Source organism: Mangrovibacterium lignilyticum (assembly GCF_010882175.1).
GTDB lineage: Bacteria > Bacteroidota > Bacteroidia > Bacteroidales > Prolixibacteraceae > Mangrovibacterium > Mangrovibacterium lignilyticum.
The window spans coordinates 102,656-115,836 of sequence record NZ_WKLH01000005.1; the positions used below are offsets into that span (position 1 = coordinate 102,656).

General features: G+C 42.1%; 15 protein-coding genes. 14 read left to right on the forward strand and 1 reads right to left on the reverse strand.

The window, feature by feature from the left end; translation table 11 throughout:
• The first annotated feature begins 41 nt into the window (after positions 1-41).
• The 10 genes from GJV22_RS19315 (at position 42) to GJV22_RS19360 (ending at position 9,768) form a co-directional block, all read left to right on the forward strand.
• A complete protein-coding gene (locus tag GJV22_RS19315) occupies positions 42-758 on the forward strand; it encodes a hypothetical protein (protein WP_163717696.1) in 717 nt (238 codons plus the stop codon).
• Between the two features lie 276 nt (positions 759-1,034).
• Entirely contained in the window at positions 1,035-1,454 is a 420-nt protein-coding gene (locus tag GJV22_RS19320; RefSeq protein WP_163717698.1) for a TOBE domain-containing protein, read from the forward strand.
• A gap of 1,736 nt (positions 1,455-3,190) precedes the next feature.
• Entirely contained in the window at positions 3,191-3,637 is a 447-nt protein-coding gene (locus GJV22_RS19325) for a hypothetical protein (protein WP_163717700.1), read from the forward strand.
• 67 nt (positions 3,638-3,704) lie between these two features.
• Complete coding sequence (locus GJV22_RS19330; protein ID WP_163717702.1) at positions 3,705-4,061, forward strand: hypothetical protein; 357 nt, start codon at positions 3,705-3,707, stop codon at positions 4,059-4,061.
• Positions 4,062-4,307: 246 nt separating this feature from the next.
• Complete coding sequence (locus tag GJV22_RS19335) at positions 4,308-6,674, forward strand: arylsulfatase (protein ID WP_163717704.1); 2,367 nt, start codon at positions 4,308-4,310, stop codon at positions 6,672-6,674.
• A 281-nt stretch (positions 6,675-6,955) separates the two neighbouring features.
• Positions 6,956-7,417, forward strand: a complete 462-nt coding sequence (locus GJV22_RS19340) for a hypothetical protein (protein WP_163717706.1) — start codon at positions 6,956-6,958, stop codon at positions 7,415-7,417.
• A 123-nt stretch (positions 7,418-7,540) separates the two neighbouring features.
• On the forward strand, positions 7,541-8,149 hold the full coding sequence (locus tag GJV22_RS19345) for an RDD family protein (RefSeq protein ID WP_163717708.1): 609 nt from the start codon (positions 7,541-7,543) through the stop codon (positions 8,147-8,149).
• Positions 8,150-8,297: 148 nt separating this feature from the next.
• Entirely contained in the window at positions 8,298-8,729 is a 432-nt protein-coding gene (locus GJV22_RS19350; RefSeq protein WP_163717710.1) for an RDD family protein, read from the forward strand.
• Between the two features lie 87 nt (positions 8,730-8,816).
• On the forward strand, positions 8,817-9,269 hold the full coding sequence (locus GJV22_RS19355) for a hypothetical protein (protein ID WP_163717711.1): 453 nt from the start codon (positions 8,817-8,819) through the stop codon (positions 9,267-9,269).
• Positions 9,270-9,420: 151 nt separating this feature from the next.
• On the forward strand, positions 9,421-9,768 hold the full coding sequence (locus tag GJV22_RS19360) for a DUF3024 domain-containing protein (RefSeq protein WP_163717713.1): 348 nt from the start codon (positions 9,421-9,423) through the stop codon (positions 9,766-9,768).
• Between the two features lie 118 nt (positions 9,769-9,886).
• Here GJV22_RS19360 and GJV22_RS19365 read toward each other — a convergent pair whose 3' ends face one another.
• Complete coding sequence (locus GJV22_RS19365) at positions 9,887-10,252, reverse strand: hypothetical protein (RefSeq protein WP_163717714.1); 366 nt, start codon at positions 10,250-10,252, stop codon at positions 9,887-9,889.
• A gap of 158 nt (positions 10,253-10,410) precedes the next feature.
• Here GJV22_RS19365 and GJV22_RS19370 point away from each other — a divergent pair, with 158 nt between their 5' ends.
• From GJV22_RS19370 to GJV22_RS19385, 4 genes are all read left to right on the forward strand, one after another.
• Positions 10,411-10,635, forward strand: a complete 225-nt coding sequence (locus GJV22_RS19370; protein WP_163717717.1) for a hypothetical protein — start codon at positions 10,411-10,413, stop codon at positions 10,633-10,635.
• 212 nt (positions 10,636-10,847) lie between these two features.
• Positions 10,848-11,909, forward strand: coding sequence for a hypothetical protein (locus GJV22_RS19375; protein WP_163717719.1), 1,062 nt, complete (start codon positions 10,848-10,850; stop codon positions 11,907-11,909).
• 58 nt (positions 11,910-11,967) lie between these two features.
• Positions 11,968-12,522: a hypothetical protein gene (locus GJV22_RS19380; protein WP_163717721.1), complete on the forward strand. Its 555-nt coding sequence runs from the start codon at positions 11,968-11,970 to the stop codon at positions 12,520-12,522.
• Between the two features lie 11 nt (positions 12,523-12,533).
• Entirely contained in the window at positions 12,534-13,085 is a 552-nt protein-coding gene (locus GJV22_RS19385) for a hypothetical protein (protein ID WP_163717723.1), read from the forward strand.
• Positions 13,086-13,181: the final 96 nt, after the last annotated feature.

A 13,181-nucleotide genomic window follows, 5' to 3' on the forward strand; every position in this document is an offset into this window, starting at 1 on the left:
AAAGTCAATTTTAAATAATTTCGTGCCAAAGATCGATCGCAATGAACTACTTAAAAGCAGCCCTGGAATTAAAACAACTGATTCGGAAAGTCAATCACCTGCAGACTCAAAAAGAATCCACCGTATTGGAACACCGAAACAGCATGTTTCTTTTTTTCAGCGACAAGCCATTGGTGGAATTAAAAATGGCGGAATTTTCCAATGAATTTGTGCTTTCTACTTTGGCGGAGTATCCGGAAGCGTATGCTTTTGTCATGACTGATTTGGCAGCTACAATGGTCAAAGATCAAAAACTGACCTACTGGTTGTACAAAGCTTATCATGTGGGTTTGGAGAAAGGGATGGTTTATTTTCAGCCGATCGAAGAGCAAAGCCTGATTAAAAAAGGGCGCTTGCAATACAGCAATATGGAAGAGAATATCTTCCTGAAACATGTTGCTCCTGATTTTGAAGAGAGCTCGGCAAATGCCATGGAAACCGACGAACAAATAGAAGGTGGTAAAAGCATCGTATTTTTTGTTGGTAATATGAATGAGCCCCGTTTGGTATACGATGTCCAACGACTTATTTTCGATACCCTGAATAATGTTCAAAATCATAAAAATCTGAACTTCAAGTTTATTTTGAATATCAGTCGCTTCGGAGGTAAACCAACCGACGACTTGCAGAAACAACTGAAAGACATCGAACGGTTCACCAAAAAAGAACTGGCCAAAGAATATCCCAATACCCGTTACGTTTTTGAGATCCAGCAATAAGTCATTCGGACAGTTGGATGACTGAGATTATACCGATCAGGTTTTGATTGTCTGCTCTGTTTAACCTGTGAAAACTATGGTTAGACAGCTATTTGGCAGTCATTAAATTCCGTGTGTCAATCAAGCACCGTTAATCCCCATTGATCCTAATTATTAAGTTATTACTGTTGGTAACTTATTTTATAGCCTGTTCTATAAATATAAATTACATTGTAAAGAATTGAGCGAGATGACGTATTATTAAGGACGGTAATCACTCGAATTAAAAGAAAGAATATGAAATTAAGTACACAAAACCAGTTTGTCGGTGTTATTGCTGCCATTACCGAAGGCATGGTAAACTCGGAAGTTGACATTGAACTGGATAACGGAACCTTTATGGCTGCAGTAGTCACCAATAGCGCGGTTGAGAGCTTGGGACTTGAACGGGATGGCGAGGTTTTTGCCTTTGTAAAAGCGTCGAATGTCATGATCGGAGTGGGGAACCTTCAGGTTAGTGCACGGAATGTGCTGCCCGGAAAAATAAGCTCCATTACCGATGGTGTTGTCAATACGAAAGTGGTGCTTGACCTGGGAGGTGGTAGCGAAATAACTGCTGTTATAACCAAATCATCGGCCGACAGGTTGGGATTGGCAGTCGGACAAGAAGTTTCGGCCGTTATTAAAGCATCCTCTGTGTTGCTGGGGGTTGAATAGCCACTGCTACAAGGTCGGCTGATTGTGTCGTTGAAATCATGAGCCGGCATGCGCCGCATAGAGCCGGAGGTTGCTTCGCCCGAACAATCGGGCTAGCCACGACGGTTTTTCACGTTAAAAAAGGAGAATAAGCTTTGCAGCACAGCCGCAAAGCTTATTCTCCTTTTCTTATTCTCGCAGTATCGTCCTGGCGTGGAGGTCCGACGAAGCCATCTCCTCAAGCCGGATGATACTCCGATCTGCAGCTTTTGTATTGCTGTTCGCATCGCTCGGGCCACCCCGCCGGGGTGGAATCCTGGTAGCCCCGGGTTTCAACCCGGGGGTTACAGGCACGGCTTGTTCCAGGCGCACCGGTCATGTTGTTTGGTGTGGTTGGCTGGCATGCGCCGCATCTCGGTGTCGTTTTGTAGAACCAATTTTCTTTTTTGTCCTTAGGCCGGACGGGCCGATACTTTTCCAATCAATGAAAAGTATCCAAAAATCTTGTCAAAACGAACCCTCACCGCTAGCGCGGATTTGTAATCCGTGCTCTGGTCAAACAGACCTGGAAAGTGCAATTTACTGTGATTTTAATATGGCTAATAACCGACAAAGAGTTAATGGATAGTATTATTAAATAGTATTGCCTTTGGCACTGGCACGGATTGCAAATCCGCGCCAGCTTGGGGGACTCATAAATGCAGGGGCCAGCGATGCTCTGTATCGTTGGTGCTGATCCGGACGATAGCGATAGCCGGAAAGCATATTCCCCTTTTTTGTGTTATCAAATTTTGTACTGACGGAACTAAGCCGAAGCAAGCATAAGCATCGTTTTGAAGCAGCCCAAGGCACACTGCCAATTTGGCAGCCAATTGGTAAGCCCGTTGCTTGCCGAAGCAGTTCATTATTTGGTGTAAAGTATTGTTATATAGCGCGATAGGGTTTATTTTGCTTGTTTTAGGCATGTTGCAACAGTACAGATGCGTCACGGAACAAGCTTGCAACGTCACGAAACAGTTCAGATGCGTCACGGAACAAGCTTGCAACGTCATGAAACAGTACAGATGCGTCACGGAACAAGCTTGCAATGGCACAAAACAGTCCAGTTGCATGACGGAACGCGTTAACAATGTCACACATTTGTACAGATGCGTGACGGAACTGTGCATTTGCATGACGCATCTGTTTTGTTGTGGAACGGAACTGTACAGTTGCGTGACATAACTGTACAGTTCCGTTGTGCGTTTCATTGGGCGTAAGGTGTAATTAACCGGTTGGATAGTGGTGTCGAATGGACCGGTGGCATCCTTTGTTTGGCAAGCGGCGCAACCGGTTTGTTTCGCTCCGTTGCGGGCATAATAGGTATTAGTATGTTCAGTCGATTGGTTTTTCACGAGTAGAAATAAATTGGTAATCAAAGTCCTGTGCAATTCGTAAATAAAATTACAGCGGTTAAGTACGAAAGTCAAATCGCATCTGTACAGTTGCGTACTTAATTTAATGTTTTGGAGCATAATTTTAGAAATCGATAACTATCGAATCGATACTAAACAGTATTTTAGATTCATTCTGACTTACAAAATGAATTATTTGTTGGTCGGTATTTCATACCTTGGGAAATTCTGTTTTGAAGTTGGTTCCGGATTAATTTGCAACGGAAAACTAAAAATAGAATAGGGGGATATATGTACCAGTACATATAGACAGACGTTAGCACTATTATAAAAAAACTGAATACGAGCAATTTATATATCAAAATGACAAATGATGAATTAATAAATATTGCCATCCAGGAACTTAAGAAAAGTGATAAGCCTTATTTGATGTTTAAGGATTTTAGCTTCATGAATGGACTTGATTGGGATGATAATAATTTTCAAAAGATTCGATATTTAATTCTTAAGTCTTCCCCTTTTGAAAAACACACTGACCATGCAGTTAAGTTATCTTCTTTAGGATTAACGATTGCAAATGATTATAAAAATTGGTTTGATTACAAAAAATCTTTAAAACCGAGATTTGACTATGCAAAGTGGATTGCTGTGGTAATTGCTCTATTATCATTGACATGGAATATGTACCAAGGAATTTCAAATAATAATCTAATGGATGACAATCGGATTCTGCATGATAAAATAGAAGCATTAGAAAAAGATAATGCAGATTTATTAAATCAAATTAAAATGACTACAAATAAAAAGTGATTAAAAATAACCTCGGATTCAAATTATAATCAGTGAGAACTAAACAAGAAAAAATGTTTTAATTATCATGAAAACCTTAATTCAAATAGTTTTTATTGTTTCAATATTAATAAGTTGTAATCGTACTAAACAGTTAGATATTTACGGCACATGGACAACCTTAGACATTATTGACAATACAGGTTTAGACATTAAAGATAAAGTTGACTTTAATAAAGATGGAACTTACAAATTGGTAATGATTTCTGGTCAAGACTCAATTATAAGTCAAATGAATGGTACTTTTTTAATTAGTGATAATAAGCAAGAATTAATAGTTACCACAAATGGGATGACTTTCAAACATACAATTCTATCAATTGAAAAGGACACAATAAAACTAAAAAATGAAAGCGGACAATTGATTAGAATGAAACACCGCTAGCGCGGATTTGTAATCTGTGCTCTGGTCAAACAGACCAGGAAAGTGCAATTTACTGTGATTTTAATAGGACTAATAACCGACAAAGAGCTAATGGATAGTATTATTAAATAGTATTGCCTTTGGCAATGGCACGGATTGCAAATCCGCGCCAGCTTGGGGAAATATGCACATAACATGTATTGTATGATTATAAAGTGCCGGAAAATCACTATTTTACATAGAAATTAGTCTTTTAAACCATACGATATGAAAACCAAGAACCTTCCTTATTTTATTCTGGTAGTAGTTATATCCCTTGCTTTTGCCAATAAAACGTATGGGCAGGAAATATTACCATTTCCACCAACGCCTTCAGCTTCAAAGGCCGGAATAACGTTATCCGAGTCAACTCACCAAAAAAGACAAACGGTTAATCACCTCCCCGAGGACGCTCCCAACATTGTCATCATATTGATCGACGATGTAGGTCCCGGACAAGCCGGTACTTATGGTGGCGAATTTAACACGCCTACTTTAAGCAAGATTGCTGAAGAAGGAATTTCCTACAACCGATTTCACTCTACAGCTATGTGTTCGCCTACCCGGGCTTCGTTACTAACCGGGAGAAATCACCACAAAGTAGGAAATGGTCAGATTCCGGAATACGCAAACGACTGGGATGGTTATACCGGAGTGATTCCCAGAAGTGCTGCAACCGTTGCAGAAGTACTAAAAAATTATGGCTATTCCACCTCCGCTTTTGGGAAGTGGCACAACACTGCACCTGAAGAGTCAAGTGCTGCCGGTCCCTTCAACCACTGGCCTACGGGTTATGGCTTCGAATATTTCTACGGTTTCATGGCTGGCGATGCCTCGCAATACGAACCTACCTTATTTGAGAACACAACATTGGTTCCCGAGGAACACTTTCACAAAAAAGGCTATCACCTGAGTGAAGATTTGGCAGACCAGGCTATCAACTGGATGCGTCAACACAAAGCAATAGAGCCCGACAAGCCTTTTTTAATGTACTGGTCGAGTGGTGCGGTACACGGCCCACACCACGTAACAAAAGAATGGGCTGATAAGTACAAAGGAAAATTTGATGATGGCTGGGATGAGTACAGAAAGCGTGTGTATGAAAAGGCAAAAAAACTGGGATGGATACCTGAAAACGCAAAACTAACTCCACGTGCGTCGACAATGCAAGCCTGGGATGACATTCCTGAAGATGAAAGAGCATTCCAGCTGCGTTTGATGGAAGTGTATGCAGGATATGCAGAGCATGTGGATGCACAAGTAGGTAAAGTAATTGATGAACTTGACAATTTAGGCTATGAGGACAATACATTGGTTTTCTATATATGGGGAGACAATGGCGCCTCGTCGGAAGGGCAACAAGGTACCCTTGCAGAGTTGCTGGCACAAAATGGTGTAAAAACAACTACAAAACAGCAAATTGAAGCACTCAATAAGATTGGTGGTTTGGATGAATTGGGAGGGAGTAAAGTGGAAAATATGATGCATGCAGGATGGGCATGGGGAGGTAGTTCTCCTTACAAAGGAACCAAGCTTGTAGCAGCTTACTTCGGTGGTACCCGTCAACCAATGGCGGTTAGATGGCCTAAGGTAATTAAACATGATAACGTACCACGGTCTCAGTTTCACCATGTCAATGATATTGTTCCGACAATATATGATATACTCAATATCACCCCTCCGAGAGTTGTAAATGGGGCAGAACAAATGGAACTTGACGGGACCAGTATGAAATATACATTTGACGACCCAACTGCTGAAGGTAGAAAGGGAGCCCAGTATTTTGAAATCCACACAAGTCGGGGGATCTATAAAGATGGTTGGTTTGCCTGTGCGTTTGGAGTTCGAACTCCGTGGGTACAAGGTCTTCCAGACTTCGATAAGTGGGATCCAATGAAAGAACCCTGGGAATTGTACAATTTAGAAGAAGACTGGTCGCAAGCCAATGACCTGGCAAAAAGTAACCCGGATAAACTTGACGAGATGAAGAGTACCTTCCTGGTGGAGGCGGCCAGAAACAATGTATTGCCTATCGGCGGGACTTTTTGGTCAACAGCAGCCTTGCACCCAGAAGATGCTCCGGCGAGCCCAATGACAGAATGGAACTTCGCCGGGCCAATAAAACGAATTCCCGAAGCTGCTTCGCCTCGATTTGGAAGCACATCAAACCAAATGGATTTTGATGTTACGGTTCCCAAAAACGCGAATGGGGTATTGTGTGCTGTGGGTGGTTATCCAGGCGGAGTAAGCTTTTTTATAAAAGATGGATATCTGAACTATGAATATTGTTTTTTTCTGATGGATCGCACCAGGATTGTTGCCAGTGAAAAACTTCCTGAGGGTAAAGTAAATATTCAACTTTTGTCGGAGCTGGAAAACGGGCCGGCCTCAGCTTTGAATATCACCATAAAAGTAAATGGGAAAGAGGTAGCAAAAGGAAAAGTACCTCGTTCCATTGCATCAACTATTTCCTATAACGATGGCTTTGATATCGGCCAGGACTTAGGATCGCCGGTTTCTGATGCCTATTTTGACAGCGCTCCATTTACTTTTAACGGGAAAATAAACAAGGTTGTGGCGAAGTATTTAGAATAAAAAGTATTTACGAATAGACCTCGCTACCGCGCGAATCCTTTCGCGTGGTGTTAAAAACCTCGCTCGTGCCGATTTGCAATCGGTGTGCAATTCGATAGAATTGAAGTGGACTTATCAGCCTGTAGCAGAGGTAAGGATTACTCCTGCTAGCGCAGATTTGCAATCTGTGCTAGCTTGGAACAAACAAAGGCGTCGCCTAAACCGCATCCTGGTTGGCAGGAGGAAAACTAAACAATGAGATCCTGTTTGTTTTTAAACAAACATAGAATACCAAAAAGGAAATGAAAATAGCAGTTAGTAAGTCGATCTATTTCGTAATCGCGAGTATCCTTACTCTGGTCGCGATAGTTACAAAATATGCTCTTGTTGACACAGACTTAGGGGCCAGATTCAAAGATTTTGACCATGAACTTTTGTCTTCAGATATTATTTTTTTCATCGCGTTCAGTTTGGCCATAATTGGCTTGTTGCTCTACTTTATAAGGAAAAATAGTAAATCCACACTTAACGGTATGACGGTTATTATTAGCGCTATCCTTATTTTACCGATTACCGTCGTAATTGCCTCGGCACCATTCGTGGAGACTTTCCACCCCGGAGAAGTTGGTGATAGTTCTTTAGGTTCGTTTTTTACCTATCTGACTATTATTGGCACGTTTTCAACTTTCGGATGGGCAGTATTAATCGTAATAACTTTTGTCAGACAGCTAATCGTTATTCTTACGAGCAAAAAAGAGGGTTGATTTTATTCCATCTATCCATCCTCTAAGCACCAGCAGAGACAAGACCTAATTGCCTAAATGTTTTTAACCATACACCTTAACGACAACCAAATTACCCATTATACAGATACTAAAACCCCTAAAATGATTAAAACCCCTTTAGAGATTGAAGGAATCTCGGATTCACTTTATGCCGGATTCTGGAGACGGTTAGGAGCACTGCTCCTGGATTTTCTGCTTATCCTCCCATTTACGGGGATAATCGTTTATGTAAATAGTTTAGGACTCCATAATTACAGCTATACCGTTATTCCAAGCTTTCTATTTGGCTTATGGTACAACATTTACCTGGTTCAGCGGTATGGAGCTACGCCCGGCAAACTAATCGCCGGCATTAAGATCGTCACAACCAGTGGCGAAGATGTTAATTGGAAACATGCGATCCTCAGGCATCTTGTGTTATCGCTAATCACGCTCTTTAGCATTTATGTCACTTTGAGGTCAATCGGCATAGGCGACGCAGGCTATTACGACTCGCTGAGCTGGGTTCAAAAGACCCAATACCTGGCAGGTCTGTCTCCAATCCTGTTTTCGGTTTATACCTGGTCGAGCAACATCTGGGTTTATGGCGAATTGATTGTTCTGTTAACCAATAAGCGAAAAAGAGCGGTACATGATTTTATGGCATCGACCGTGATTATTAAAACGAAATACCAGGAGCCAATACGAAATAACCTGGTTACGATTGATTAAATGCCATCAGCCTTGCTACCCCTCGTCTGAACGCAAGTGGAGACGAGGGGTAGGAGCGTTTGAGATCACTCCGGTTGCTCCTTGCCCGGGCGTTGGCAGAGACGACGTGGACGTATGAGCTATAACTGAATAAAGTAAAACCAAAAGCATGGAAGAGAACAACTATCCCGGTGTGTCGCTGCGCGTAAAAGCTGTCGTGAGCGATAGTATTGTCATCGTTATTCTGATTGTGGCAGCCACCTACCTGCTCGAAAGTTTCGACAACACACCCGGTTATGTGCGGGGGATTGCCTTTGTCGCACTGTTTCTGTACGATCCGTTGATGACCAGCCTGGCCGGTGGAACCATCGGGCACCTGCTGTTCGGAATCCGGGTGAAACGGCAAAACAACCAGCAGCGCAATATGCTGTTCCCGCTGGCACTGCTCCGCTACGTGGTAAAAGTTGCCATGGGCTGGGTTTCACTACTCACGGTCATGTATAATAAAAAAGGTAAAGCCATTCACGATATGGTGGTTGGCTCGGTGGTACGCTTTAACGCTGCAGAACCTCGTCTGAGCACCGGCGGAAACGAAGGCTAACAACGCATACAGTTCATTCCAACCGGCCAACATTTCCATTTCTTTTTTCGTAGAAAAGGCCGTAAGAAAACCTAAAATCAACAAGCTGTGAAACCTTGTTCGTGGCTACTTGTTTTGTCGCTTTGTTTGATGTCGTGTGCCACTACCACGCGGTTGGCCAATAAGGCCATGCGGAATGGTCTGGTTGGGCAAGACGAGTATACGGTCGAGGCCAGACTGGGAGTGCCGGTAGAAGTGATCTTTTATGCCAGTGGCGAAAAAGATCTCATCTATGCATATTATAGTCATGTGCGTGAGCTTCCCGGCGATATCGAATCAAAAAATTTTCTGTTGGATGAAAATAGCAGGGGAACAGAACTGGCCTCTTTCTTTATTATGGGCCTGCTGACTTACCATCCCAACGATGCCAATTATGAAATCCAGACGAACTACCTGGACGTATACCTGGATGCCGAAGGATACTGTGTCGGCTTCGACCATAACCTCACGAAAGAACAATTGAAGATACTCGGTGAGCAGTTTAGCCACTATGCGCCTTAGGGCGAATTGATAAGCTATTGCTAGTTGTAAGTTAACGGATTAAGATTAAGCGAACTTCGGTTTAGGCGACTCCGGAACCACCAGGCGATATTATTGTATTGCGGCAAAGGGGGGAAATTGTAACTTTGTGTGGATTAACCATTCATTAGACATGGCTTTAGATATTGTAAAAACAGCCAATACGATCCTTGCATTAGAGAACTTTTTAGCTAAACGCAGGCCACCGGAGCATCTACGGGATCAGATTGATTTGAATTACAAGATTGAAGATCAGAGCATCATTCTGTTTGAAGAGCGCCCGCACTGGCAAAAGCCTGGTGTGACGATTGAAAGCAAGATTGCTAAAGCTGCTTGGGTGAAAGCCCGGCAGTGCTGGAAGATCTATTGGTTGCGGGCTGATTTGAAATGGCATAGCTACCAGCCTGCGGCGGAAGTACAAACAATTGAAGAGTTTTTAAAAGTTGTGGATGAAGATTCGCACGGATGTTTTTGGGGATAAGCTTGATTTTCTTTCGGGTCTACCCCTCGAATGAGTGCATGCGGAGACACTATGCCGTTTTATTACGATTCGACAGCTTCAGTTCAAGCTGTGGTTGTTGGATTGCCGTAGAAGTTAATCAACAGGCATTCTCACAGCAAACAATTTCCATTAGTTTTTCCTTGAGCACTGCATAATTTGATGCGCCTCCTTCTTCGGTAACAGATACCGGCAACGAAAAATTCCAGTTTCCAACGGGTATGAAACCATCCAGCAGGTGAACCACAGCTGCTAAGGTTTGGTGAATTTCTGCTAATTCGATGTATTCTTGCAGCACTCCCTTTTGCCCCGCGGGTTCCTCGCCCAGTATTGTGCATCTGTCCTCTATTGTTTGTGCCTCTGTCAATACTAAATCCAGCAAGGCTTTAGATCGGGCCATATCGGATGTTTGATGCTGGATTTTACCGCGCATTCCATCCAGTATTTTGAAAATTGTTAGGTTCATAGGTTCTGTGTTTATATCCATTACTTTTATAGGACTCTCAAGCTGTCCCGGTGCTTCCTTTTTGTGTGTGTGCTTCCTTTGGTTATCAGTAAACAAAGTTTGTTCAAGTTAGCACAATATTTACTGGATATCAATAGCCCCATCTTTCCCTCGTTTGAGTGAAACGGAAACGAGGGCGAAGTGGTTCATCGGTTGTAACGATACAAGCAAAGGCGTGGGGACTTCCCCCAAGCGCACTACTGGCAGTGCAGGGACAGGCTGTCGGAATCCATCAGCTTGCGGCAGACGAGCGGAGCGTTCGCGAGCTGAAGTCCGTTAATGCCCTGATCAACGATTCATCCACTGGTTCCTTTTTTGTCCTGATCCGGGTAATTCGAAAATAGCTTTTGATTGCACCGGGATCTCATTTTCCGACTTCCAATTAGAATCTCCTTTGTACATGATATTAGCCCAGAAGTCCTTCACCTTTCTGCGGATTCAATAAACGAAACATGCTTGCGTATAATATCAGGAATAATGCATAACTTATTAGAAAGAATGATTCTTAATAAACATTGGAATAGGTTCAAAATAATATACCGGTAAATTGAATTGTATGAAGATATTTATGCTAATTGGATTGTTTGTTTGTTGTGGCTATGGGGTGCGTGCACAGGAAAAGGCGAATCGGAAGGCGAAAGTATATAAGACCTGGATTAAACTGAATGATAGCTCCCAAATTGTAACAGGTGTCCTTTATGAAGTCGGAGATTCGTCACTATTTGTGGCCGGGTCGCTATTGAATCCGGATCTGAGAGAATATCGTTTTAGTAAAATCGATTTGCTGAAGGTGCGCCGTGATAAAAGTATCATCAGGGGAGCAGCTGTTGGTTCGGTTATTGGTGGCGGAACCGGAGTTGTGACGGGTTTGGCTTTGGCCGGAGATGCCGGGCTTCTTACGGGTGCGATATCTGCTTCTTTGGGATTGGGATTTGCCGTGTTTGGGGGAGCTGTTGGCATTGTGGCAGGTTCGATAAAAGATCGTTTTCCGCTAAACAGAAGTTTTGAAAATCTGGAGAAATACCGCAGTCCCTTGCAGAACTATTCCTTTTTACAAGAAGAAATTGTTGCCCGGCACAAATTTGAACATAAAGTATACATGGGGTTTAGTGCGGGATTATCGTTTGCAAGGGATGAATTGGCATTCGATGTTCCATTCGCCAACTATAAAGGTATGGAACGGACGGGATTTAGCAGTAAAACGATCCTGGGTTATCGGATTACGGAACAAATAGGTGTCAGTTTGTCAATGCGTGCTGACCAATATGCAACTGTTGACGATGATCAGGCAGATATGTACTGGAATTTAGATGCTTTTACTGCCGGGCCGGTTTTATCGCTGCCGTTATCGGAAAAGTTTCGTTTTGACTTTTCACCTGCCATCGGTTTTGCCAGTGCAAGCCTGTACGCCGACAACGAGGAAATTTATACCGGTGGTGGATTTGCTGTTAATATTACCGGGGCTTTGGTCTATGATATGTCGAAGCGGTGGGTTGGATCTTTCAGTTCCGGGTACCTTTCATCGAAACAGGAATATAAAGAAGGGGGTAGTGGCAAAGCCAATGCTATCGATATTCAACTCGGCCTGGCTTATAAATTTGGCAAAAGAAGTTTATAGCTCCGGGTCTAAATGATGGACAGGTGTCCCGATTGGTTTGACGTTAAACAGAACAGGTATGAGAAAAAAATTATTGTTGGGGGTAATCGTTTTACTTTTCAATTCGTGTGCGACACAATACAGTGCTAATTTGAATCCCAAAACCAATTATTTTAATACCAATGTTTTTAATGATCACAAAAAACGGGTAACAGTCATTACTGATCTGGATGTTCATGCCGATTCAATCAGGCATTTACTGATAGTTCCAAATGAATCGCATCTTGAAATTGCAAAGAACTTAGATTTTTTCCATGACCTAATGACTTTTGAGCAATTTGAAGATGCCATTATTCAGGCGGGTTTGGCTGATGAAATCAAATCGATCCGAAACAGAACAGGACTACACCAGGCGGCTATCCTATTCAGACCTTTTGTTGTATTGGAACATGTAGGCTCGGGATTTGGATTAAATTCAAGAAATGGTTTTCGCTTGTATGACCCACTTAACGAGCAGGTAATTTTTGAAAATGAAATGAGAGAGGGCCCTTTTGATCCATCAACCCCAACTCCAATAAACAGCTATTTCCCGTTATACAATAGTTTATTAGATTATTTAAGAAAGCAACAGTAACTCGAGCCTTCATGAAAAAATACATGTATATCGTATCCGTAGCGTTATTATTGGGTTCCTGTGGTCTATTGATAAGATCAAAGCCCCAAACGTTAGATCCAAAAACAGGTTATTTTGGTTCTTCGCTCTATGGAAGAGTGACAGTGATAACTGATATCTCGGTAGATGCAACTATTTTAAAATCGTTATTAGTCGTTCCCAACGATGAATATTATGCCGAGATGGGTAAAAACCTGAATTACTTTGAAGAAGTAATGACTTATCACCAGCTGGAAGAAAAAATGTTGGAATTAGGAGATACGTTGGATTTGAGATTTCAAATGCCCGATAAATTGAAGCTAAACAGGGCTGCCAAACTTTACAAACCCTTTGTTATATTGGAAAAAAGATCTCTTTATAGAGACGCACATTATGTCTGGGTTACTGGATTGTCAGTTTATGATCCATTGAGAGGAGAAATCATTTTTGAAAATAGAATTCCGAGCGGTGACCTAGCTTACATTAAAGGGTTTTACTTTCCACTTTTTAATAGTTTTTTGGAGTATCTCAGAAAACAGAAATGATATTCGACAGGACATTGGAATTTACCTTATAAACAAAGCCTTAACAGGATATAAATAACATGGCTAAAAAAATAGTAAACGCTGCTCACACCTTTG

Coding starts and splice junctions, on each gene's coding strand:
- GJV22_RS19315 (WP_163717696.1), top strand. CDS start 42: ATGAACTACTTAAAAGCAGCCCTGGAATTAAAACAACTGATTCGGAAA.
- GJV22_RS19320 (WP_163717698.1), top strand. CDS start 1,035: ATGAAATTAAGTACACAAAACCAGTTTGTCGGTGTTATTGCTGCCATT.
- GJV22_RS19325 (WP_163717700.1), top strand. CDS start 3,191: ATGACAAATGATGAATTAATAAATATTGCCATCCAGGAACTTAAGAAA.
- GJV22_RS19330 (WP_163717702.1), top strand. CDS start 3,705: ATGAAAACCTTAATTCAAATAGTTTTTATTGTTTCAATATTAATAAGT.
- GJV22_RS19335 (WP_163717704.1), top strand. CDS start 4,308: ATGAAAACCAAGAACCTTCCTTATTTTATTCTGGTAGTAGTTATATCC.
- GJV22_RS19340 (WP_163717706.1), top strand. CDS start 6,956: ATGAAAATAGCAGTTAGTAAGTCGATCTATTTCGTAATCGCGAGTATC.
- GJV22_RS19345 (WP_163717708.1), top strand. CDS start 7,541: ATGATTAAAACCCCTTTAGAGATTGAAGGAATCTCGGATTCACTTTAT.
- GJV22_RS19350 (WP_163717710.1), top strand. CDS start 8,298: ATGGAAGAGAACAACTATCCCGGTGTGTCGCTGCGCGTAAAAGCTGTC.
- GJV22_RS19360 (WP_163717713.1), top strand. CDS start 9,421: ATGGCTTTAGATATTGTAAAAACAGCCAATACGATCCTTGCATTAGAG.
- GJV22_RS19365 (WP_163717714.1), bottom strand. CDS start 10,252: ATGAACCTAACAATTTTCAAAATACTGGATGGAATGCGCGGTAAAATC.
- GJV22_RS19375 (WP_163717719.1), top strand. CDS start 10,848: ATGAAGATATTTATGCTAATTGGATTGTTTGTTTGTTGTGGCTATGGG.
- GJV22_RS19380 (WP_163717721.1), top strand. CDS start 11,968: ATGAGAAAAAAATTATTGTTGGGGGTAATCGTTTTACTTTTCAATTCG.
- GJV22_RS19385 (WP_163717723.1), top strand. CDS start 12,534: ATGAAAAAATACATGTATATCGTATCCGTAGCGTTATTATTGGGTTCC.